Below are 23,895 nucleotides of genomic sequence, written 5' to 3' on the forward strand. Positions count from 1 at the left end.
GTCGCAATAATCCTTATTTCTGTACAACGATATTTTCTTGTGATGGATCGACGTGTTGCATCTGCAACTTCTCGGTCGCGATCCGCTCAACCCGACTGTGATCGCCGAGCGCGTTCTCTTCGAGGATCAGGTTGCGCCACTCGATATCCAGGGCGTCGCGTTCCAGAACCAGTTGTTCACGCTGCGCGGTCAGCAGGCGCGTATGGTGCGCGGTGGTGACCACGGTAATCGCCGTAATAATGATGCAAATGAACAGGCAGAGTGGCAGTTTCCCAAACCGCAGAAGGTCGTCCCCGATCACGCCAGGCAAAGCATGGCGCTCGTTGCTTCCAATCGACCCTTTAACCTTGCTTAAGGCCTCTGTCACTCTGCCGATCATGCGTTCGTCCTCTCTGCAATACGCAGCACTGAACTACGGGCACGTGGATTCTCTGCCACCTCTTCTTCGCCCGGCATCAACTTGCCTAGTGCTCGTAACTCACGGCCGCCCAGTTTTTTGAGCTGCGCTTCGGTCATCGGTATTCCCGCCGGAACCTGCGGACCGCGGCTTTGTTCACGCATAAAGCGCTTCACAATGCGATCTTCCAGCGAATGAAAACTAATGATCGATAGCCGCCCACCCGGGGCCAGCACGCTGAGCGAGCTTTTTAGCGCCTGCTCTATCTCCTCCAGTTCACTGTTTACCCATATGCGCACCGCCTGGAAGGTACGGGTCGCGGGATGTTTATGCTTATCTTTTACCGGCATCGCCGCAGCAATGACCTCCGCCAGCTCTTTGGTGCGGGTCATCGGTTCAATACGGTTACGTTCGACGATCGCGCGGGCGATACGTTTACCGAAACGCTCTTCGCCGAAGGTTTTAATCACCCAGGCGATATCGGCTTCTTCTGCCGTCTGCAGCCACTCGGCCGCGGACTGACCGCGCGTCGGATCCATGCGCATGTCCAGCGGCCCGTCGCGCATAAAGGAAAAGCCGCGTTCCGCATCGTCAAGCTGCGGGGAAGAGACGCCGAGATCGAGCAGAATGCCGTCGATCTTACCGGTAAGATTACGCTCGTCGACGTAGTCAGCGAGCTGTGAAAAAGGACCATGTACGATGGAAAAGCGGGGATCATCGATGGTTTTCGCGACGGCAATCGCCTGTGGATCGCGATCGATTGCCAGCAAGCGTCCTTCCGCTCCCAGCCGGGAGAGGATCAGGCGCGAGTGACCACCGCGGCCAAAAGTACCATCAATATAGATACCGTCTGGACGAATATTGAGGCCGTTGACGGCTTCATCCAGAAGTACCGTAGTATGTTTATAATTTTCCATCATTTTTATAAGGACAAATCCTGCAGGCGCTCCGACAGTTCACCGGTCGCGGACTGCTCAGCGTCGATATCTTCCTTGACCCGTTGATACCAGGTCGTTTCATCCCACAGTTCAAACTTATTAAACTGCCCGACCAGCATCACTTCTTTTGTCAGCCCGGCATGCTGCCGTAACACCGGCGCGATGAGCAATCGTCCGGCATTATCCATCTGACATTCGCTGGCATGACCCAGAAGCAAACGCTGTACGCGCCGCTCAACGGGATTCATGCTCGATAAACGCGACAATTTCTGCTCGATGATTTCCCATTCAGGCAATGGATAAAGCAGCAGGCACGGGTGATGAATGTCAATGGTGCATACCAATTGACCGGCAGCGTCCTCGATCAGCCCATCGCGATAGCGCGTTGGCACGGCCAGGCGGCCTTTGCTGTCGAGATTGACCAACGTTGCTCCACGGAACATGCCAGCCTCACCCCTTTTCGCCACTTTATCCCACAAATTCCCACCAGAAGGAGTTTACGGAGCGGAGGAAAAGCTTGTCAAGCCAGCACGGATGCCAACAGAGCTCAAAAACCCATTATTTACAGCCGACATTAGCCCTGATGAAAAAATCATCAACAGGCGAGGCAAATTAACGTTATGAATACGTGTAAGAAAATAACCAACAAACTCGTAACAGTTATAAACAACAAAATATCTTCGGCGGGAAAATATAAAGTGTCAGTTTGCGACGCGAGCGGCATTTTAGGCCATTATGCCGGTCGTTAACAGTACCTGTTGCTGGCTGAGGGGCGGACCAGACGCGGGATAGGGCAGAAGAGAAAGGCTGGGGCGTACAAAATGAGTGTTAATTCAGCAATTAACCTGGTGAATGTAACAAAATAATACAATTAAAGCCTGCGCAATCATTTTTTGTGTCCCGTTTTGAGTAACAAAACGATTGCCAGCGAATTAAACAAAATAACACGTAAAGAAGTTTAGGGATTTGTCTGAAATATATTCAGTTTTGCATTTTGGACGTCAATTGCCTGATTAATCGCCAAAGGCCTGCTTTCCGGCAGGCCCGCCAGGAATATTCCTGGGCTCTGGCGATATTGCGCGCTTAGCGGCGATTCAGGCTACCACGACGATAGAGATTACGGCGAATACGGCTCAGGCCCGGCTTTGGCTTGCGCGGTTCATCGAGGCTGGCGAGGACGATCTCCAGCACCCGCTCAGCGACATCGCGATGGCGCTGAGCCACCGCCAGCACCGGGCACTGCAGAAAATCGAGCAGCTCATTATCGCCGAAGGTGGCGATCGCCAGCTCGGAGGGCAGTTTGCCCTCACGGCGCAGCGTCACATCCATCACGCCCTGCAGCAACGGGAAAGAGGTAGTAAACAGCGCCTGAGGCATCGGATGGGTTTCAAGCCATTTCTCAAACAGCTGAGCCGCCGCTTCGCGCTCATAGCTGTTGGCATAGAGATAATGCACCTCGCGCGGATCGTCCTGCCAGGCTTTGCGGAAGCCCTGCTCGCGCAGGAAGCTCACCGACAGTTCCGGCAGCGCGCCGAGATAAAGTACCGTTTCGCCAGGGAAGGTCCGCAGCTCGGCAGCGAGCATTTCAGCGTCATCCTGATCAGCGCCGACCACACTGGTGAAATGCTCGCGGTCAAGGGCGCGGTCAAGCGCGACAATCGGAAACGGATCGTTAGCCCAGCGTTGATAGAAAGGGTGCTCCGGCGGCAGCGAGGTAGAGACAATGATAGCGTCCACCTGGCGCTGCAGCAGATGCTCAATGCAGCGCATCTCGTTATCGGGTTGATCCTCAGAACAGGCAATCAGCAGCTGATAGCCACGCTGACGCGCCTGACGTTCGAGATAATTTGCAATGCGGGTATAGCTGGTATTTTCGAGATCCGGGATCACCAGACCGATAGATCGTGTGCGTCCTGCACGCAGGCCAGCGGCGACCGCATTCGGATGATAGTTATGCTCCCGCACCACAGCCATCACCTTTTCGACCGTTTTATCGCTTACGCGGTACTGCTTCGCTTTGCCATTAATCACATAGCTCGCGGTGGTTCTTGAAACACCGGCCAGCCGGGCGATTTCATCCAGTTTCACAATTGCCCCTTGGGTAAGAAGTGCCAAACATAACCATTATTCAGGTATGGAACCCTTTTTATAACATCTAAGCGCAGAATAGTTAGCGCAGCAACCGCTTTCGCTTACAGTTCCTACTGATTTCGCAAAAAAAAAGCCCGACAGTCGCTGCCGGGCTATTTTTGCATCAGTTCCCGATCCTCAGCGCATGATTTTATCACCGCGAGACAGGCCGACCACACCGGAGCGAGCCACTTCTACGATCCGAGCGACATCGCGCAGCGAAGCCAGGAAAGCATCAAGCTTATCACTGGTTCCGGCGAGCTGAACGGTATAGATAGAAGGCGTCACATCGATAATCTGTCCGCGAAAGATTTCGGTGTTGCGTTTCACTTCTTCACGGCCATAGCCGCTGGCCTGAACCTTCACCAGCATGATTTCGCGTTCGACATGGGCCCCCTGCCCCAATTCGCTGACTCGCAGCACATCCACCAGCTTGTGCAGCTGCTTTTCAATCTGCTCGATCGCTTTTTCATCGCCCACGGTCTGGATGGTCATTCTGGAGAGCGTAGGGTCGTCCGTCGGCGCCACAGTCAGGCTTTCTATATTATAGCCGCGCTGGGAAAAGAGGCCGATAACGCGGGACAATGCGCCCGATTCGTTTTCCAGTAATACCGATAATATCCGGCGCATAATCAGGTCCTCTCCGTTTTGCTCAACCACATCTCATCCATGCCGCCGCCGCGGATCTGCATGGGGTACACATGCTCACTGCCGTCGACGGTGACATCGACAAACACCAGCCGGCGCTGACGCACCTGCTCCAGCGCATCAGCAAGCTTTGACTCCAGCTCCTGCGGCTCGCTGATGCGGATCCCGACGTGACCATAGGCTTCCGCCAGACGCACAAAGTCCGGCAGCGATTCCATATAGGACTGGGAGTGGCGCCCGGAATAGAGCATATCCTGCCACTGCTTCACCATCCCGAGATAGCGGTTGTTGAGGTTAAGCACCAGGACCGGTAACTCATACTGCAGCGCAGTAGAGAGTTCCTGAATGTTCATCTGGATACTGCCGTCACCGGTCACGCAGACCACCATTTCGTCCGGCAGAGCCATTTTGACCCCCAGCGCAGCCGGTAGGCCAAAGCCCATGGTGCCGAGACCACCGGAGTTAATCCAGCGCCGTGGTTTGTCGAAGGGGTAATAAAGGGCGGCGAACATCTGGTGCTGGCCCACATCGGAAGTGACGTAGGCATCGCCCTGGGTCAACCGCCAGATAGTTTCAATCACCGCCTGCGGTTTGATTTTATCGCTCTGGTCGTCGTAGCGCAGACAATGGCGGGCACGCCACTGCTCGATCTGTTGCCACCAGTCGCGAATGTCGTCCAGCGGCTGCTGCGTCTCTTCCTGGTCCAGTAGCTCCAGCATCTGCTCCAGTACCAGCCGGGCATCGCCGACGATCGGCACATCTGCCGGCACGGTTTTCGAGATCGAGGTCGGATCGATATCAATATGCAGCACCGTCGCGTTCGGACAGTACTTGGCCAGATTGTTGGTGGTCCGATCGTCAAAGCGGACGCCGACGGCGAAAATGACGTCCGAATGGTGCATGGTCATGTTGGCTTCATAGGTGCCGTGCATACCCAGCATCCCCAGCGCCTGCGGGTGCGTCGCCGGGAAAGCGCCAAGCCCCATCAGAGAGGAAGCAACCGGCAGCTTCAGCTTTTCCACCAGTTCACGCAGCTGGGGTTCGCAATGCGCATTGATCGCCCCGCCGCCGACGTAAACGACCGGCTTACTCGCCGCCACCAGGGTCTGCAGGGCGCGTTTAATCTGTCCCTTATGACCGCTGGTGGTCGGGTTATACGAACGCATACTCACCGCCTCCGGCCAGGCGTACGGCAGCTTTTTCGCCGGATTGAGAATATCTTTCGGTAGATCGACCACCACCGGTCCGGGGCGACCGCTGGCCGCCAGCCAGAAGGCTTTCTTCAGGACACCGGGAATATCTTCGGTCTGCTTCACCAGGAAACTGTGCTTCACCACCGGACGGGAAATCCCCACCATGTCGCACTCCTGGAAGGCATCGTAGCCGATCAGCGATGTCGCCACCTGCCCGGAGAGGATCACCAGCGGAATGGAATCCATATAGGCCGTCGCGATGCCGGTGATGGCGTTCGTCGCCCCTGGTCCAGAGGTGACCAGCACGACGCCAACCTCGCCGGTCGCCCGCGCCAGGCCATCCGCCATATGCACTGCCGCCTGCTCGTGGCGAACCAGCACATGATCGATACCGCCAAGGGTATGTAACGCATCATAGATATCGAGGACTGCGCCTCCGGGATAGCCGAATACTTGCTTGACGCCCTGATCGACAAGCGATTGGACGACCATCTCGGCTCCTGACAACATCTCCATGGTTTGCCTCCAGGCTTATTGTTTTACGACAGCGGAACTCAATTTCCGCGCGCTCGCACGATGCGGAGGAGAGACCCTCCGCACTGAGGTGAATGGACTGCATGCCACTACCATAACTGCTCGCCAGCAGGCAGGCAATTCGCCGCAGGGGATGTGTTATCCCCGTAATAAGAAGAAAAGAAAGCGGAGAAGTGAAAATATGGTGGATTGCTTCAGAGATAAGAAAAGGGAATGGTAAATACTCGGAGAAAAGGCGTGATAGCAGGAATTGATCCATTTTTCACGAACCCAACGAATGCCTCGAACAGGTCAAACAGAACAAAATTCTGCATTATCGAATTTACATCATATAAAAAAAGGAGCCGAAGCTCCTTTTATCCTCGTTGCCATCGGCTCAGCGCTTGCAAATATCCACCAGCAGCTCTTCCATCCACTGATGGCCTTTATCGCGGCCAGCCGCTTCATGCCACGAGAGATAGCAGGTCCGGCTGTTAACCTTCAACGGCAAAGGTAATATTTGCAGGGCTAATTTATCGGCAAACTCATTGGCCAGCCAGCGCGGGGCAATCGCCACCATCTGAGTTTGCGATACCACGTTTAATACGCTGACCATCGCATTACCCTGATAGGCGATACGCGCCTGTTTATCGGCCGTGTCATACCACGGTAAACTGAATGAGGCATACCGATCGAGAGCCACCGTAGCATGCTCCTCACGATAAATATCCGCCTCCATCACCGGCCCGGAAATACGGGGGTGGTTGCGACTGGCCACCAAAACCATTTCGTCTTTGAATAACGGGACGCAGGCAAACTCAGGGCGACGGAACTCTTCATAACCGATCACAAATTCCGTTTCCTGATAACGTAACTGATGTTCCGTATTTTGATTCAGCGCGGATTTAAAGACCAAATGAATATTGGGTGCGATCTCCGCAACTTTATTAAAAATAACCGACGTCAGGATGTTATCCAGCGGGCTGCAGACGCACAGATGGAAAACGCGCTCACTGCTTAGCGGTTCAAAACCGGAGCCCGGCAATTCGTTTTGGACCAGCTGCAGAGCCTGGCGCACAGAACCAAAAAGCTGATAGGCCCGCGCCGTCGGCTGAATACCGCGGCCATAGCGCACAAACAGCTCATCATTAAACATCACTTTCAGACGTGAAACCGCGTTACTCACCGCGGGTTGAGACATGCCGAGCGTATGGGCGGCACGGGTGATATTCTGCTCTTGCATAACCGCATCAAAAACGGTGAGCAGATTGAGATCAACCATCCGTAGTTGAGGTTTAACGACTTCCTGTCCGGGGGCTGATTTATATTCTGGAGTGTCAATTAACATATCTAATTCCGCCGTCACGATGAATTCCCTTTACTAAACCGCTATAATTAGCGTCGAAAATATCATTTATCATGCAAATGACATTTGCAAAATAGCAAAGGAGATTTTTAGGAATATATCAAGGCTATGAGTGGCAGTGAAAAAGCGGGACTACCAGGAAAATGAACCACTCAAACCATACCGGTTACTTAATGATGGTGAGTGTAACCATAATCCGTAAAAATAAAAACAACACTAATAGTTAACTGTAACTTAAGCAATAATAAAGTATTTTATTTTTAACCTCATAAAATTAACAACTGCTTATCATTGAAAAATAATCCGCTAATGAGCAAATACATTCATAAGGAAAATAAATATAATATTTTCATTCAGATAGCTTTTTTTGCCGCCTCGTTCACGGTTCATCGTGACCGAGGCGTTGAATGCAAAGCACTTTTTCAAATGAAACAAATGAGGGTGCGCCTCCCTTTGTCCAAAATAGGATCTTCGGCAAAACGGGGCTTACATCAGCACAATTTGCTAATTCACATCGTGAGCCAATAACGCTTTTTCCGTGCCAGGGGTTGACTTTAAAACGGCTATCCAGTAACTCTAAAAGCATAACGATTTCATCTGGAGTTTGACGCAATGATTCGCACCGCTCGTATCACCAGCCTACTACTACTAAACGCATGCCATTTGCGCGGTAGGCTGTTGGGCGACGTTCAGCGTTAAGTCATCTTCCAGCAAGACTATAAAACCCGCGCCTTGGCGCGGGTTTTTTTATGCTCGTCAACAAGGCGCCAGGACACAGACTAAGGATCCAAACCATGAGCCAGCAAGTCATTATTTTCGATACGACCTTACGTGATGGCGAACAAGCGTTACAGGCAAGCCTGAGTGTCAAAGAGAAGCTGCAGATCGCTCTGGCCCTTGAGCGTATGGGGGTCGACGTAATGGAAGTCGGTTTCCCGGTCTCTTCCCCGGGCGATTTTGAATCGGTGCAAAGCATCGCACGCACCATCAAAAACAGCCGTGTTTGCGCTCTGGCGCGCTGCGTTGAGAAAGATATCGATGTGGCAGCAGAATCCTTAAAGGTGGCTGAAGCTTTCCGCATCCATACCTTTATTGCGACCTCGCCGATGCATATCGCCACCAAACTGCGCAGCACGCTGGATGAAGTGATTGAGCGCGCGATCTATATGGTGAAGCGGGCGCGCAACTACACTGACGATGTCGAATTCTCCTGTGAAGACGCCGGCCGCACGCCGATTGCCGATCTGGCTCGCGTCGTGGAAGCGGCGATCAACGCTGGCGCCACCACCATTAATATCCCGGACACCGTCGGCTACACCATGCCGTTCGAATACGCCAACATTATCAGCGGCCTGTATGATCGCGTGCCGAATATCGACAAAGCGATTATTTCCGTCCACACCCATGATGACCTGGGCATCGCCGTCGGTAACGCCCTCGCCGCGGTCCACGCCGGTGCGCGCCAGGTAGAAGGCGCGATGAACGGTATCGGCGAACGCGCTGGCAACTGTGCGCTGGAAGAAGTGATCATGGCGATCAAAGTGCGCAAAGACATCATGAACGTGCACACCAACATTAATCATCATGAAATCTGGCGCACCAGCCAGACCGTCAGCCAGATCTGCAATATGCCTATCCCGGCCAACAAAGCCATCGTCGGCACCGGCGCCTTCGCCCACTCCTCCGGCATCCACCAGGACGGCGTACTGAAGAACCGCGAAAACTACGAAATCATGACTCCGGAATCCATCGGCCTGAACCAGGTACAGCTGAACCTGACTTCCCGCTCCGGTCGCGCGGCGGTGAAACACCGGATGGAAGAGATGGGTTACCAGGAGAGCGATTACAACCTGGATCATCTGTACGACGCGTTCCTGAAGCTGGCGGACAAAAAAGGCCAGGTCTTCGATTACGATCTGGAAGCGCTGGCGTTTATCAACAAGCAGCAGGAAGAGCCGGAGCATTTCCGCCTGGACTACTTCAGCGTCCAGTCTGGCTCCAGCGATATCGCCACTGCTTCAATCAAGCTGGTCTGCGGGGATGAAATCAAAACCGAAGCCGCTAATGGCAACGGTCCGGTCGACGCCATCTACCAGGCTATTAACCGCGTGACAAACTACAACATTGATTTAGTGAAGTATGGCTTAAGTGCGAAAGGCCACGGCAAAGACGCCCTGGGCCAGGTGGATATCGTCGTTGACTACAACGGCCGCCGTTTCCACGGTGTTGGTCTGGCCACAGATATCGTTGAGTCGTCAGCAAAAGCCATGGTTCACGTGCTGAACAACATCTGGCGCGCCGCCGAAGTCGAAAAAGAATTGCAACGCAAAGCTCAGAATAAAGAGAACAATAAGGAAACCGTGTAATGTCGAAGAATTACCATATTGCCGTTTTGCCGGGTGATGGCATTGGCCCGGAAGTGATGAACCAGGCGATGAAAGTACTGGAAGCCGTGCGCCAACGTTTTGCCATGCACATTACCACCAGCCAGTATGACGTCGGTGGGGCGGCTATTGACCGTCAGGGGACTCCCCTGCCGCAGGCGACCGTCGCCGGATGCGAACAGGCGGATGCGATCCTGTTCGGCTCCGTCGGTGGTCCGAAATGGGAACACCTGCCGCCCGCCGAGCAGCCAGAGCGCGGTGCGCTGCTGCCGCTGCGTAAGCACTTCAAACTGTTCAGCAACCTGCGTCCGGCCAAACTGTACCAGGGGCTGGAGGAGTTCTGCCCGCTGCGCGCCGACATCGCTGCCAACGGCTTCGACATTCTCTGCGTTCGCGAACTGACCGGCGGCATCTACTTCGGCCAGCCAAAAGGCCGCGAAGGCAGCGGTCAGCATGAGAAAGCCTTTGATACCGAGGTGTATCACCGCTTTGAAATCGAACGTATCGCGCGCATCGCTTTTGAATCCGCTCGTAAGCGTCGTCACAAAGTGACCTCCATCGATAAGGCCAACGTCCTGCAGTCGTCCATTCTGTGGCGCGAAATCGTCACCGAGATCGGCAAGGAGTATCCGGACGTTGAGCTGGCGCATATGTATATCGATAACGCCACCATGCAACTGATTAAAGATCCGTCCCAGTTCGACGTGCTGCTGTGCTCCAACCTGTTTGGCGACATCCTCTCCGACGAGTGCGCGATGATCACCGGCTCTATGGGCATGTTGCCGTCCGCCAGCCTCAACGAGCAAGGTTTTGGCCTGTATGAACCAGCGGGCGGCTCGGCGCCGGACATCGCGGGCAAAAATATCGCTAACCCGATCGCGCAGATCCTCTCTCTGGCCCTGCTGCTGCGCTACAGCCTCGACGCTGACGAAGCGGCGACCGCCATTGAAAGCGCCATCAACCGTGCTTTAGAGGAAGGGGTTCGTACCGGCGACCTGGCGCGCGGAACGGCGGCGGTCAGTACTGATGAAATGGGCGATATCATTGCCCGCTATGTCGCAGAAGGGGTGTAATCATGGCGAAGACGTTATACGAAAAATTATTTGATGCGCACGTAGTGTATGAGGCGCAGAACGAAACCCCGCTGCTGTACATCGACCGCCATCTGGTGCACGAAGTGACCTCCCCGCAGGCGTTTGACGGCCTGCGCGCGCATGGCCGCCAGGTGCGCCAACCGGGTAAAACCTTCGCGACCATGGATCACAACGTCTCGACGCAGACCAAAGATATCAACGCGTCCGGCGAGATGGCCCGTATCCAGATGCAGGAGCTGATTAAGAACTGTAAAGAGTTTGGCGTTGAGCTGTATGACTTAAATCACCCATACCAGGGTATCGTCCACGTCATGGGCCCGGAGCAGGGCGTCACCCTGCCGGGGATGACCATTGTTTGCGGTGACTCCCATACCGCCACCCACGGCGCGTTCGGGGCGCTGGCGTTCGGTATCGGCACCTCCGAAGTGGAGCATGTGCTGGCGACCCAGACCCTGAAACAGGGCCGCGCGAAGACCATGAAAATCGACGTGCAAGGCAAAGCGGCGCCGGGTATTACCGCTAAAGATATCGTGCTGGCCATCATTGGTAAAACCGGTAGCGCCGGCGGCACCGGCCATGTGGTTGAGTTCTGCGGCGAAGCGATCCGCGATCTGAGCATGGAAGGGCGTATGACCCTGTGCAACATGGCGATCGAGATGGGCGCCAAAGCGGGCCTGGTCGCGCCGGACGAAACCACCTTCAATTACGTACGCGGCCGTCTGCATGCGCCGAAAGGCAAAGATTTTGACGATGCCGTCGCGTACTGGAAAACCCTGAAAACCGACGATGGCGCGACGTTTGATACCGTGGTGACGCTGCAGGCGGCGGAGATTGCCCCGCAGGTGACCTGGGGCACCAACCCGGGCCAGGTGATCTCAGTGACGGATAATATCCCCGATCCGGCGTCATTCAGCGATCCCGTGGAACGCGCCAGCGCCGAAAAAGCGCTGGCCTACATGGGCCTGAAATCCGGGATCCCGCTGACGGATGTGGCTATCGATAAAGTGTTTATTGGCTCCTGCACCAACTCGCGAATCGAAGATTTACGCGCCGCGGCGGAAATCGCTAAAGGGCGTAAAGTGGCGCCGGGTGTCCAGGCGCTGGTGGTGCCGGGTTCCGGTCCGGTGAAAGCGCAGGCGGAAGCGGAAGGCCTGGATAAGATCTTCATCGAAGCCGGCTTTGAGTGGCGCTTACCGGGTTGCTCGATGTGTCTGGCAATGAACAATGACCGCCTGAATCCGGGCGAGCGCTGTGCCTCCACCAGCAACCGTAATTTTGAAGGCCGTCAGGGCCGCGGCGGACGCACGCACCTGGTGAGCCCGGCAATGGCCGCAGCGGCAGCTGTTACCGGTCATTTCGCCGATATCCGTAATCTGAAGTAAGGAGACCATCATGGCAGAGAAATTTACCCAACATACCGGCCTGGTGGTTCCGCTGGATGCTGCAAACGTCGATACCGACGCGATTATTCCCAAGCAGTTTTTGCAGAAAGTGACTCGCACCGGCTTCGGCGCCCACCTGTTTAACGACTGGCGCTTTCTCGACGATAAAGGCCAGCAGCCGAACCCGGATTTTGTGCTGAATTTCCCGCAATACAAAGGGGCGTCAATCCTGCTGGCACGTGAAAACTTCGGCTGCGGCTCCTCGCGCGAGCACGCGCCGTGGGCGTTGACCGATTACGGCTTTAAGGTCGTGATTGCGCCAAGCTTTGCCGATATCTTTTACGGCAACAGCTTCAATAACCAGCTGCTGCCGGTGACCCTGAGCGACGAGCAGGTCGACGAGCTGTTCAAGCTGGTGCAGGCCAACCCGGGCATGACGTTTGAAGTGGATCTGGAAGCGCAGGTAGTTAAAGCTGGGGATAAAACCTACAGCTTTAAGATCGACGACTTCCGCCGCCACTGTATGCTCAACGGCCTGGATAGCATCGGCCTGACGCTGCAGCACGGAGAGGCGATTTCCGACTATGAACGCAAGCTGCCGGCGTTTATGAATTAACCTTCGGGCCCGGTCATTTGACCGGGCTTTTTAATTTTATCGCGGCGGAAATTGCGATCTCACGCACAAAAACCAATATTGATTCGCTGATTGTCAGGCCTTGACCCCACCCTGCCCCACACCATAAAGAAGAATCATTCCGCTTTCCTTCTCTTCCTCTTCGTTGTTTATGTATTATCCCTTCACTGCAAGTAAAAATAAGGCACGAGTGTTTAATATAAAAATATAAGAATGTGAAAGAAGCGTTAATCTCATAGAGAACCCCTATAGCTCAGAACAAAAAAAAACATTATTTTTCGATTTTTCCCCTCGCTATCTTTGCCCACAGAGAAATATTAACTAAGGACACGCCCGGGCCCCCGCATATCGGCCTCCCGGCCTCCTGTGGAGAGAAGAGATGAGCCACTATCCGCACCTTTTCAGTCCGTTGACCATCAACGGCATGACGCTAAAAAACCGCATTATCATGCCCCCTATGGGCACCAATATGGCCACGCTCAACGGCGAGGTGTCGCAGGAACAGCTGGAATACTATGAACTGCGGGCCAAAGGCGGCACCGGACTTATCACCATCGAAAACATCTGTATTGATTTTCCCTTTGCTTCCAACGGCACCACGCAGTTACGCATCGATAACGATCAATATATTCCGCGGCTGTTTAAATTAACCGAGACCCTGCATAAACATGGCGCCTGCGTATCCATTCAGTTAAATCATGCTGGCGCTTCGGCGTACGCCTACCGCCTTGACGGTCAGACGCCACTCTCTTCCTCCACGACGCCCTCGAAAAAGCACGGAAATATTCCACGCCCAATGACGCATGAGGAAATTTATCATGCCGTTGAAAAGTTTGGTGATGCCGCGGAGCGCGTTCGTCGTGCGGGTTTTGACAGCGTCGAAATTCATGCCGGTCATTCCTATTTAATTAGCCAGTTTTTATCGCCGTTATTTAACAAACGCACCGATGAATTTGGCGGCACCGTCGAAAATCGCACCCGGATATTAAGTCTGATTATCGATAAAGTGCGCGCCTGCGTGGGGCCGCGTTTTCCGGTCAGCCTGCGCATCAGCGCCGACGACTTCCTCAAGGGGGGCAATACCCTCGAAGATTCCCTGCGCATCCTTGAACTCTGCCAGGATAAGGTCGATATCATCAACGTCTCTGCGGCGCAGAATGACAACCTGAATCTGCAAATCGACCAGATGTCGCTGGAGGATGGCTGGAAGCGCTACCTCTCCCGCGCGGTGCGCGATAAATTCCATAAGCCCACGGTCATCGCCGGCAATATTCGCTCACCACAGGTGGCCGAGGATATTCTCGCCAGCGGCGATGCCGACCTTATTGCCATTGGCCGCGGCCTGATTGCCGAGCCGGAGTGGGTGCAGAAGGTGCAAGGCGGTAAAGAGCGCCTGATGCGCAAATGCATCTCCTGCAATATCGGTTGCGCTGACCATCGTATCGCCCGCTCGCGCCCGCTGCGCTGTTCGATTAACCCGGACATCATCCACGGCGATGCCTACAAAATGCGCCGCGTCAGTCGCGAAACGAACGTGGTGGTCATCGGCGCTGGCACCGCCGGGATGGAAGCCGCCTGCACGGCGGCGGAAGTCGGTTGCCATACCTGGCTGCTGGAGGCGAAAAACCACGTCGGCGGCCTCGCCAGCGATATCTCCCGTCTGCCGGAGAAAAAGCGTATCGCCGATTTCCCGCAGTTTATGAAAAATCGCATCGCCTCGCTGGACAACCTGATGCTGCAGGTCGGCAAACGTGCCGACGTGGCCTCAGTTTCCGCCCTGCATCCGCATCTGATTGTCAACGCCACCGGCTCAACGCCGCTGCTGCCGCCCATTGAGGGCTTGCGGGAAAACATTGATACCGCGGACGGCAAAGTCTTTTCCATTACCGGCATGATCGACAACCTGGCGAAATTTACCAATATCGAGGGTAAACGCATCGCCGTCGTCGGCGCTGGCGCCGTTGGCCTCGACGTTATCGAATACTTTACGGCGCGCGGCGCGCAAGCGGTATTAATCGAAATGCAGGACGCCGCCGGTCGCGATCTCGACATCATTACCAAAAATGCCATGTTGACCATGCTCGACGAGCACCAGGTCGAACAGCACATGAATACCCAACTGATGGCAGTCGCTGCCGACCATTTCCGGGTGAAAAATACACAGCAAACCTTCGATATCCCCTTTGACTACGGCTTTGTCTGCCTGGGGATGCGCGCCAACCGGACGGGTCTCGACGAGATCGAGCGCTGGGCCAATGCCAATAACGTCAAAATCATGAATATCGGCGACAGCCTGATGGCGCGGCGCATTATCGACGGCATCCGCGAAGGCCGCAACGTGCTGGATACCCTGGAAGACATGGGTGCGCTGGGCAGTCGCGAAGCACAACGAATTCCCTTTCTAACTTATTGAGGATTTTTGTCATGGCAGAACGTATTACTGGACACACTGAGCTGATTGGCCTGATCGCCACCCCGATTCGCCACAGCATGTCACCCACCATGCATAACGAGGCTTTCGCCCATCTCGGGCTGGACTATGTTTATCTGGCTTTTGAAGTCGGTAATCAGGAGCTGAAGGACGTTGTGCAGGGCTTTCGGGCAATGAAGCTGCGCGGCTTTAATGTCTCTATGCCGAACAAAACCGAAATTTGCCAGTATCTCGATAAGCTGTCGCCGGCGGCGCAGCTGGTCGGGGCGGTCAACACCGTGGTCAACGACGATGGCGTACTGACCGGACATATCACCGACGGCACCGGCTATATGCGCGCCCTTAGCGAAGCGGGTATCGATATCATCGGCAAGAAGATGACCGTCCTCGGCGCCGGCGGCGCGGCGACCGCCCTCTGCGTCCAGGCGGCGCTGGATGGCGTGAAGGCGATCTCCATCTTTAACCGCCGCGATAAATTCTTCGCCAACGCCGAAGAAACGGTAGCTAAGATCCGCAACAACACCAACTGCGAGATCCATCTGTTCGATCTCGACGATCATGACAAGCTGCGCGCCGAAATCGACAGCAGCGTGATCCTGACCAATGCCACCGGCGTTGGCATGAAGCCGTTCGAAGGCCAAATGTTGCTGCCGAACGACAGCTTCCTGCGCCCGGATCTGATCGTCTCTGACGTCGTCTACAACCCGCGTAAAACCCACCTGCTGGAAGTGGCGGAGAAAAAAGGTTGCCGCACCCTGAACGGTCTGGGGATGATGCTGTGGCAAGGCGCGCGCGCGTTCGAAATCTGGACGGGTAAACAGATGCCGGTTGATTACATCAAGAGCATTCTGTTCTAAGAGGCGAATGATGAAAAATAAATACATCCCTACTGCGGCAGGGCTGTATCTCAACTACCTGATTCACGGCATGGGGGTGCTCTTAATCACCCTCAACATGGCCCATCTTCAGGAACAGTGGGGAACAGACGCTGCTGGCGTATCCATCGTTATCTCCTCGTTAGGTATCGGCAAGCTGGCGACCATTGTGACCGGCTTTTTGTCGGATCGCTTTGGCCGTAAGCCTTTTATTTATCTGGGGATCCTCAGCTATCTGATCTTCTTCGTCGGCATCCTGCTGACTAAAAATATCTATCTGGCCTACGTCTTCGGCATTATGGCGGGCCTGGCGAATAGCTTCCTCGACTCCGGAACCTATCCGGCGCTAATGGAGTCTTTCCCGCACTCCGCCAGCCGGGCCAACGTGCTGATCAAAGCCTTCGTTTCCGCCGGACAGTTCCTGCTGCCGTTCATTATCAGCTTCCTGATCTGGGCGAATCTGTGGTTCGGCTGGTCGTTCGTCATTGCGGCGGGACTGTTTGTCCTGAGCGGCATCTACCTGCTCAAAATGCCATTCCCGGATAGCCAGTCGGCGAAAAAAGAGGAGGCCCCTACGGCGCAGGCGGAAGCAACTGCCCGGCCGCAGGCTAATAAGCTGGATATGGTGATCTTCACCCTGTACGGCTACATTGGCATGGCAACCTTCTATCTGGTCAGCCAGTGGCTGGCGCAGTACGGTCAATTCGTGGTCGGTCTGCCCTACGCCTCGGCGATTAAACTGCTTAGCATCTATACCGTCGGTTCGCTGGTCTGCGTCTTCGTGACCGCCGCCTTCGTCAAAGAGGTGTTCAGCTCGGCCATCGCCATGATCATCTATACTGGCCTGTCGATGATTTCGCTGCTGCTGGTGTGCCTGTTCCCGACGCCGATGATGGTCACCGGCTTCGCCTTTATCATCGGCTTTGCCGCCGCCGGCGGGGTACTGCAGTTGGGAGCAACAATCATGGCGATGAGTTTCCCGGACGGAAAAGGTAAAGCAACCGGGATCTTCTACACCGCCGGCAGTATCGCCAGCTTCACGATCCCCCTGATCACCGCAAAGCTTTCGCAGATCAGTATTGCCAGCATTATGTGGTTTGATTTTGCAATCGCCGTGATCGGCTTTGTGATCGCCCTGTACATCGGCTATCGTCAACTGCAGGCTCGGGCGGCGCAAAAAGTGTCCCGCACCGCAGTCACCGCCTGAGGTTCAACGCGAACAATAATGGATACCTACATGACAAATGCAGTAACCGTAAAGAACATCACCTTTCAGGAAGGGGAAACCCTCATTTGTGTACCGCTGATCGGCAAAACCCTCGATGAGATACTGGGTAACGCCCATAGTCTGGTCGATGCCGGCGCCGATATTATCGAATGGCGCGTTGACCACTTTACCCAGGTCAGAGACATGACCCAGGTGATGGCCGCGCTGGCGGAAATCCGTGGCGCGCTGAAAGCGCTCCCGCTGCTGTTCACCTTCCGCAGCAAGAAAGAAGGTGGCGAAACCGAGATCAGCGACGAAGCGTACTTCGCGCTCAATCGCGAAGCCGCGCGCAGCGGACTGGTTGATGTTATCGATATCGAGCTATTCAATGATGAAGCGCAGATCCGCGCGCTGATTAACGATGCGCATGCCGCGGGCGTCAAGGTGATCATGAGTAACCATGATTTCCACAAGACTCCCGCTCAGGAAGATATTATCTATCGCCTGCGCCGCATGCAGGATCTGGGCGCCGACCTGCCGAAGATCGCGGTGATGCCGCAGTCGCCGCAGGACGTTCTGACCTTGCTTGCCGCTACGCTGACCATGAAAGAAAAATATGCCACTCGCCCGCTGATTACCATGTCGATGGGCAAATCCGGTGGCGTTAGCCGGGTGACCGGGCGCTTATTCGGCTCGGCGATGACCTTCGGTACCGTAGGACAGGCTTCTGCGCCAGGACAGATCGCCATCGCCAAACTACGTGAAGTGATGGATATTCTCTCCTGATGCCCGAATGGCCCGGAGGCGATCTCCGGGCCATCCGCTAACAGAGATTCTGGCTGTCGTGGATAACCACATTTTTAAATGACTGTAGCGCCGGGGAAAGTAACCGATCTTTCATTGTCGCCAGATAGATATAGCGTGGGGGGATGGTGTTTTTAATCTTCAGGATATGAACGTTGTAATAGGAGAGCGCGGAGATCCGCGGCATAATCGCGATCCCATAGTCAATACTGACCAACCCGGCCATCGCGGTATCCTCATCCACGTAGCAGGCGATCTCCGGCACCAGCTTTTGCTGCATAAACACATTATCGATAAACGGACGTAAACCGCTATTCTCTGAAAAATAGATATAGGGATAATGAATCGTCTCTACCAGATCGACCTCATGTTCATACAGGCGGGCCAACGGATGATCCTTCGCCGTGACCACCACCAGCTCCTGCTGAATAACAGGAATAAAATCGATATCCGGCTCATCCGCAATATAAGAGCAAATCGCCAGATCGACTTTGCCTGCTTTCAGCTCCTGCAATAGGGTCAGCGATGTCCCCTGAGTAAAAGAAAAAGTAACGTTGTGACATTCAGGTGAAAGAGAATATTGATTAATTAACTGCGGAACAACATATTCGCCCATCGTGTAAATAAAGGCGATGCGAATATTCTCTTTATTCTCGGCGCCATTTTTTTGTAATGTCATCCGGCCATTCTCCAGCGAGGCCAGCGCATCTTCGACATACGGCAAAAAACGCTTGCCGTTTTGCGTAATTTTAACGTTCCGTCCCTGTCTGGCGAACAGCGCGACCCCTAACTCCTTCTCCAGCTCCGATATCGCATGGCTTAGCGAGGGCTGGGTGATGCACAGACTGGAGGCGGCTTCGGTGTAATGTTCGGTTTCAGACAGACGTTTAAAATAATAAAGTTGCTTTAGGTTCATTATTTTTGCCCGTATAATATAAGAATAAATGCACTGACGCTAATATACCATGCAAGCCACCAATAATGTGCGGGAGCGGGTAAATATCGGCGTTACATCAAATATTCTTTTGTGAAGCGTATGAATGTGCAACAAAGCGTTGCCATTCATAGATACTATCTATAGTTCCTGGAGATGTTTTTGCATGTGCGAATATATGCAAAAATATTTTAAACTTTAAAGGAACTCGCTATGAGTATGTCAAACTCTCAGGAAGTCCTCACTTCCTCATCGGGGACGAAAAAAAGAAGCCGCGTTCGGATAGTTATTTTACTGCTGTTGTCCGTCGGAACGATGATCAATTATCTCGATCGCACCATCCTGGGTATTGTCGCCCCACAATTAACCCAGGAAATTCATATCGATCCAGCGATGATGGGCATCATTTTCTCCGCCTTTGCCTGGACCTATGCGCTGGCGCAGATCCCTGGCGGGGTATTTTTAGACCGTTTTGGTAACAAGCTCACCTATGCCCTGTCTATTTTCTTCTGGTCGCTGTTTACTCTGCTGCAAAGTTTTACCCTCGGGCTGAAAACCCTGCTCCTCCTGCGCCTGGGGCTTGGCGTCAGCGAAGCGCCCTGCTTTCCGGCCAACAGCCGCATCGTCAGCACCTGGTTTCCCCAGCATGAGCGCGCGCGGGCGACGGCAACATATACAGTTGGCGAATATATAGGGCTGGCCGCTTTCTCGCCGCTGTTATTTTTAATCCTCGAACACCATGGCTGGAGAACGCTGTTTTTTCTCACCGGCGGATTAGGTATTTTATTTACGTTGGTGTGGTGGCGTTTTTATCACGAACCGCATGAATCACGCACGGCTAATAAAGCAGAGTTGGATTACATCGGCGCAAACAACATTAACAATAAAATCCAGAACGTTCCATTTAACTGGCGTGACGCCAGGCGTCTGCTGGGCTGTCGTCAGATCGTAGGCGCCAGTCTGGGCCAGTTTGCCGGGAACACCACGCTGGTGTTTTTTCTGACGTGGTTTCCCAGCTATCTTGCCAACGAGCGCCATCTTCCCTGGCTTCACGTCGGATTTTTCGCCACCTGGCCCTTCCTCGCCGCCGCGATCGGCATCCTCTTCGGCGGCTGGATCTCGGACCGGTTGCTGAAGCGAACCGGCTCCGTCAACATCAGTCGAAAGTTACCAATAATTTCCGGTTTACTACTGTCCAGCTGTATTATTGCGGCAAACTGGGTAAGCGCTAACAGCACCGTAATCATTATTATGTCGGTGGCATTTTTTGGCCAGGGGATGGTCGGTCTGGGCTGGACCTTAATTTCTGATATTGCCCCGGAAAATATGGCAGGCCTCACCGGCGGCATATTTAACTTTTGCGCCAATATGGCATCTATTATTGCGCCACTGATAATTGGCGTGATTATCTCCGCAACGGGTAATTTCTTTTACGCGCTGATCTATGTCGGCCTGACGGCGCTGATCGGCGTGATTGCCTACATTTTTATCATCGGCGATATCAAGCGTATCGTCCTGGAGTAGTCAGCTTGCCCCGGCGACGCGGCTCGCCGGGGCAAGGCAGATTGTCAGATATCCTTCACCCTGCTGGTCAAAAACAGTGTCACCAGCGAAATCGCGGCGATTGCCCAGTAGACGCTGGCGTGGCCATAACTTTGCGACAGCGCCCCCTGCATCACGCCGGCGAGGATCACGCCGGTGGAAATACTGTTGGTGAACAGGGTGGTCGCCGCCCCCGCCCGACCCGGCATTAAGTCCTGGAACCACAGCATACCGATCCCGGCGATAATACCGATAAAGACCGCGTTAAATAGCTGCAGGGCCAGCAGCGCCGTACGGCCATGAAACAGAATCAACCCGGCATAAAACAGCACACCGGCCGCGACCGCCGCCACCATCATTTTACGTTTACCAAAGCGCTTCACGTAGTAACCGGCGAGGATCATCGCCGGTATTTCCAGTCCGGCGGCGGTGCCCATCAGGATCCCGGCCAGGCTGTCGGGAAGACCGAGATCGTTACTGATCCACAGCGGCATATCAATGATATACATCGTGTTGCAGGTCCACATCAGCGTGGAGGCGATAAACAGCATGCGCACGTTCTTATCCTGCCAGCCGCCGGCCTGCACCAGCGCCGCCGCCTCTTCCGAAGGCTGTTCCACCCGCGGGACCGAGGGCAGTTTAATGGCAATCAGCGCCAGACTAATCACAAAGATGCCCGCCGCAATGGAAAACATGGTGGTAAAGCCATAATTGAGGGCCAGCATAAAGGCCAGCGGCGGGCCAATCACCCACGCCAGCGACAGCTGCGCACGCATGATCGAACTGAACATCACCACTTCCCGCGCCGAGCTGTCGGCATACTCCCGGGCCAGGGCGAAGAGCTGCGGCATGGCGGCATTGGCGATGGACGCCAGCATCACCCCGCAGGTAATTAACGTCAGGTAGTGACGGTTGAAGGCAAACAGCAGCGCATTGCCCACCGCCATCAGGCAGCAGAGCATAATTAACCGCCGCCGATCGCCGCGGCTATCAGAGCGCTTAGCCAACGCCAGACTCACCAGGATCCCGGCAATGGCATTTACCGTGTAGAACAGGCCCACCCAGAACGGCTGCGCCCCTACTTCGCGGCTGAGAAACAAACTCAACGTCGGCGCCTGCAACGCGCCCGCCACGCCCATCATAAAAGCAACCAGCATAAAGGCGGCATACACGCCGTTTAGCCGTCGTCCCATCGTCATCAACCACAGCATGGAATGTCCTTAACACACGCGAAGTAAACGAAAAAAGCCAGCAGAGGATTTCTGCTGGCGGGTGATTCTATACTCTATGGGTTTCATGTTGCAGGACAAAACGGTTAACCGTTTTGCACAGCGCTTGTGCTGGCCCTGAAAGGGTGAGCGTGGCCAGAACGTCAGACCCTGAGCGCATCGACAGCGAAACGAGCGGTCGCGGCCAACGCCCCTGCAGCGTGAAAAACGACGAGTATAACACCAATACTCAGTCACACATGATGTCTGCAAGTCAATGATCAGAGGCCTTTGACGTCACTCCCCACTGCATCAGTTCTCCCAGGATTTCCTGTTGTCGTCCTGCCATCAGGCGGGCCAGCCAGGACGCATCCTGCGTCGCAGAAAAATAGCGCTGGTAGAACGATTTTGCGGTAGACCTCATCATATTCACCTCCTCGCTTCATCGGGATTCATTATTGGCTTAATATGGGGAGTAATAAATTGCTGAGTTTTGCGCAGGAGTTCCCCTTTTATGTCTTCCAGCCGTCTGCAACAACAGTTCATCCGCTTATGGCAGTGCTGCGACGGCAAGTCGCAGGAGACCACCCTCAACGAGCTGGCGGAAATGCTGAGCTGCTCGCGTCGCCATATGCGCACCCTGCTCAATATGATGGAGTCCCGCGGCTGGCTGGCCTGGGAGGCGGAGGCAGGCCGCGGCAAGCGTTCGCGGCTAACCTTTCTCTATACCGGCCTCGCCCTGCAGCAGCAGCGTGCCGAAGATCTCCTCGAGCAGGATCGCATCGATCAGCTGGTGCAGCTGGTCGGCGATAAGGCCGCCGTCCGCCAGATGCTGATCTCTCATCTTGGCCGCAGCTTTCGCCAGGGACGCCATATCCTGCGCGTGCTCTACTATCGTCCGATGAAGAATTTACTGCCCGGCAGTGCGCTGCGGCGTTCGGAAACGCATATTGCCCGGCAAATTTTCAGCGCCCTGACGCGGGTAAATGAGGAAAATGGGGAACTGGAAGCCGATATTGCCCACCATTGGCAGCAGCTGACCCCCACCCACTGGCGCTTTTTCCTCCGCCCGGGCATCCATTTTCACCACGGCCGTGAGCTGGAGATGGCGGATGTGATCGCCTCTCTGCAGCGCAGCAATGCCCTGCCGCTCTATTCACATATCGAACGCATCGAATCGCCCACCGCCTGGACCCTGGATATTCATCTGTGCCAGCCCGACCGCTGGCTGCCCTGGCTGCTGGGCCAGGTGCCGGCGATGGTGCTGCCGCAGGAGTGGCAGACCATGAACCACTTTTCCTCCATGCCGGTCGGCACCGGCCCTTATGCTGTGGTGCGTAACAATCAGAACCAGCTCAAGATCCATGCCTTTGAAGACTATTTTGGCTACCGGGCGCTGATCGATGAGGTGAACGTCTGGGTGCTGCCGGAAATTAGTGAAGAGCCCAATGGCGGCCTGACGCTGCAGGGCAATACCGAAAGCGAAAAAGCGGTGGAGAGTCGCCTGGAAGAGGGCTGCTATTACCTGCTGTTCGACTCGCGAAGCCCGCTGGGGGCCAACGACGCGGTGCGTCGCTGGTTAAGCTATCTGTTTCAGCCCGCCAACCTGCTCTACCATGCGGGCGAACACTACCAGGGCAACTGGTTTCCCGCCTACGGCCTGCTGCCGCGCTGGCATCACGCCAGCAACCACGCCTGCGAGAAGCCGGCGGGGCTGGAGACCGTCACCCTCACCTATTACCGCGATCACGTCGAACATCGGGTGATCGGCGGGATTATGCGCGACCTGCTGGCAGCGCATCAGGTAAAACTGGAGATCCAGGAGCTGGAGTATGATGCCTGGCATCGCGGCGAGGTGGTCAGCGATATCTGGCTTAACAGCGTTAACTTCACCTTACCGATCGAATTCTCACTCTTCGCCTATCTGTACGAAGTCCCGCTCATTCAGCGCTGCATCCCCATTGACTGGCAGGCAGACGCCTGCCGCTGGCGCGCGGGAGAGTTTAATCCGGCCACCTGGAGCCAGCGGCTGCTGGCCGGGCAACATATCGTGCCGCTGATCCACCACTGGCTGATGATTCAGGGGCAGCGCAGTATGCGCGGCGTACGGATGAACACCCTCGGCTGGTTCGACTTTAAATCCGCGTGGTTTGCGCCGCCGGAGCCGTAAGCGCTTTCCGTCATCTGACAAAATCATTACACTAAGGCCGTTCTC

Annotated in this window: 21 protein-coding genes; 11 read left to right on the forward strand and 10 right to left on the reverse strand. The window is 54.8% G+C overall.

The window, feature by feature from the left end; genetic code table 11:
- Positions 1-13: 13 nt before the first annotated feature.
- From ftsL to leuO, 7 genes are all read right to left on the reverse strand, one after another.
- Entirely contained in the window at positions 14-379 is a 366-nt protein-coding gene (gene ftsL, locus AS136_RS10310; protein WP_002888550.1) for a cell division protein FtsL, read from the reverse strand.
- Positions 376-1,317 (reverse strand): 16S rRNA (cytosine(1402)-N(4))-methyltransferase RsmH, encoded by a 942-nt coding sequence (gene rsmH, locus AS136_RS10315; RefSeq protein ID WP_008807438.1) that lies wholly within the window; start codon positions 1,315-1,317, stop codon positions 376-378. Before rsmH ends, ftsL begins: the two co-directional genes overlap by 4 nt.
- 2 nt (positions 1,318-1,319) lie before the next feature.
- Entirely contained in the window at positions 1,320-1,778 is a 459-nt protein-coding gene (mraZ, locus tag AS136_RS10320; protein ID WP_012542858.1) for a division/cell wall cluster transcriptional repressor MraZ, read from the reverse strand.
- 640 nt (positions 1,779-2,418) lie between these two features.
- On the reverse strand, positions 2,419-3,423 hold the full coding sequence (gene cra / locus AS136_RS10325; RefSeq protein ID WP_004145952.1) for a catabolite repressor/activator: 1,005 nt from the start codon (positions 3,421-3,423) through the stop codon (positions 2,419-2,421).
- Between the two features lie 180 nt (positions 3,424-3,603).
- On the reverse strand, positions 3,604-4,095 hold the full coding sequence (gene ilvN, locus AS136_RS10330; protein WP_002888536.1) for an acetolactate synthase small subunit: 492 nt from the start codon (positions 4,093-4,095) through the stop codon (positions 3,604-3,606).
- A 2-nt stretch (positions 4,096-4,097) separates the two neighbouring features.
- Entirely contained in the window at positions 4,098-5,822 is a 1,725-nt protein-coding gene (ilvI, locus tag AS136_RS10335) for an acetolactate synthase 3 large subunit (RefSeq protein WP_023322066.1), read from the reverse strand.
- A 394-nt stretch (positions 5,823-6,216) separates the two neighbouring features.
- Positions 6,217-7,185: a transcriptional regulator LeuO gene (leuO, locus tag AS136_RS10340; RefSeq protein WP_072121929.1), complete on the reverse strand. Its 969-nt coding sequence runs from the start codon at positions 7,183-7,185 to the stop codon at positions 6,217-6,219.
- 612 nt (positions 7,186-7,797) lie between these two features.
- Between leuO and leuL the strand changes: the two genes are divergently transcribed.
- The 9 genes from leuL (at position 7,798) to aroD (ending at position 17,978) form a co-directional block, all read left to right on the forward strand.
- Entirely contained in the window at positions 7,798-7,884 is an 87-nt protein-coding gene (leuL, locus tag AS136_RS26650) for a leu operon leader peptide (protein ID WP_004222662.1), read from the forward strand.
- Positions 7,885-7,979: 95 nt separating this feature from the next.
- Positions 7,980-9,551: a 2-isopropylmalate synthase gene (gene leuA, locus AS136_RS10345; protein ID WP_008807443.1), complete on the forward strand. Its 1,572-nt coding sequence runs from the start codon at positions 7,980-7,982 to the stop codon at positions 9,549-9,551.
- Positions 9,551-10,642: a 3-isopropylmalate dehydrogenase gene (gene leuB / locus AS136_RS10350; RefSeq protein ID WP_008807444.1), complete on the forward strand. Its 1,092-nt coding sequence runs from the start codon at positions 9,551-9,553 to the stop codon at positions 10,640-10,642. Before leuA ends, leuB begins: the two co-directional genes overlap by 1 nt.
- A 2-nt stretch (positions 10,643-10,644) precedes the next feature.
- Positions 10,645-12,045, forward strand: coding sequence for a 3-isopropylmalate dehydratase large subunit (leuC, locus tag AS136_RS10355; protein ID WP_008807445.1), 1,401 nt, complete (start codon positions 10,645-10,647; stop codon positions 12,043-12,045).
- Between the two features lie 10 nt (positions 12,046-12,055).
- Positions 12,056-12,661 carry a 3-isopropylmalate dehydratase small subunit gene (leuD, locus tag AS136_RS10360; RefSeq protein WP_008807446.1) on the forward strand — a complete coding sequence of 202 codons (606 nt, stop codon included), beginning with the start codon at positions 12,056-12,058 and terminating at the stop codon, positions 12,659-12,661.
- A gap of 397 nt (positions 12,662-13,058) precedes the next feature.
- Complete coding sequence (locus AS136_RS10365; protein WP_023322065.1) at positions 13,059-15,092, forward strand: oxidoreductase; 2,034 nt, start codon at positions 13,059-13,061, stop codon at positions 15,090-15,092.
- Positions 15,093-15,103: 11 nt separating this feature from the next.
- A complete protein-coding gene (locus AS136_RS10370) occupies positions 15,104-15,967 on the forward strand; it encodes a shikimate dehydrogenase (protein ID WP_008807448.1) in 864 nt (287 codons plus the stop codon).
- A gap of 10 nt (positions 15,968-15,977) precedes the next feature.
- Positions 15,978-17,192: an MFS transporter gene (locus AS136_RS10375; RefSeq protein WP_038422109.1), complete on the forward strand. Its 1,215-nt coding sequence runs from the start codon at positions 15,978-15,980 to the stop codon at positions 17,190-17,192.
- A gap of 30 nt (positions 17,193-17,222) precedes the next feature.
- Entirely contained in the window at positions 17,223-17,978 is a 756-nt protein-coding gene (aroD, locus tag AS136_RS10380) for a type I 3-dehydroquinate dehydratase (protein ID WP_023322063.1), read from the forward strand.
- Positions 17,979-18,015: 37 nt separating this feature from the next.
- Here the strand turns inward: aroD and AS136_RS10385 are convergent, their stop codons facing one another.
- Positions 18,016-18,912 (reverse strand): LysR family transcriptional regulator, encoded by an 897-nt coding sequence (locus AS136_RS10385; RefSeq protein WP_012542863.1) that lies wholly within the window; start codon positions 18,910-18,912, stop codon positions 18,016-18,018.
- Positions 18,913-19,143: 231 nt separating this feature from the next.
- Here AS136_RS10385 and AS136_RS10390 point away from each other — a divergent pair, with 231 nt between their 5' ends.
- Positions 19,144-20,454 (forward strand): MFS transporter, encoded by a 1,311-nt coding sequence (locus tag AS136_RS10390; RefSeq protein ID WP_012542864.1) that lies wholly within the window; start codon positions 19,144-19,146, stop codon positions 20,452-20,454.
- Between the two features lie 44 nt (positions 20,455-20,498).
- Here AS136_RS10390 and AS136_RS10395 read toward each other — a convergent pair whose 3' ends face one another.
- Positions 20,499-21,683 carry a sugar efflux transporter gene (locus AS136_RS10395; protein ID WP_023322062.1) on the reverse strand — a complete coding sequence of 395 codons (1,185 nt, stop codon included), beginning with the start codon at positions 21,681-21,683 and terminating at the stop codon, positions 20,499-20,501.
- A gap of 271 nt (positions 21,684-21,954) precedes the next feature.
- Positions 21,955-22,107: a glucose uptake inhibitor SgrT gene (sgrT, locus tag AS136_RS26660; RefSeq protein WP_012542866.1), complete on the reverse strand. Its 153-nt coding sequence runs from the start codon at positions 22,105-22,107 to the stop codon at positions 21,955-21,957.
- 87 nt (positions 22,108-22,194) lie between these two features.
- On the opposite strand from sgrT, the gene sgrR reads away from it, so the two are divergent.
- Entirely contained in the window at positions 22,195-23,850 is a 1,656-nt protein-coding gene (gene sgrR / locus AS136_RS10400) for an HTH-type transcriptional regulator SgrR (protein ID WP_023322061.1), read from the forward strand.
- Positions 23,851-23,895: the final 45 nt, after the last annotated feature.

It is taken from the genome of Klebsiella sp. D5A (assembly GCF_001620885.1).
GTDB classification, from domain to species: domain Bacteria; phylum Pseudomonadota; class Gammaproteobacteria; order Enterobacterales; family Enterobacteriaceae; genus Klebsiella; species Klebsiella variicola.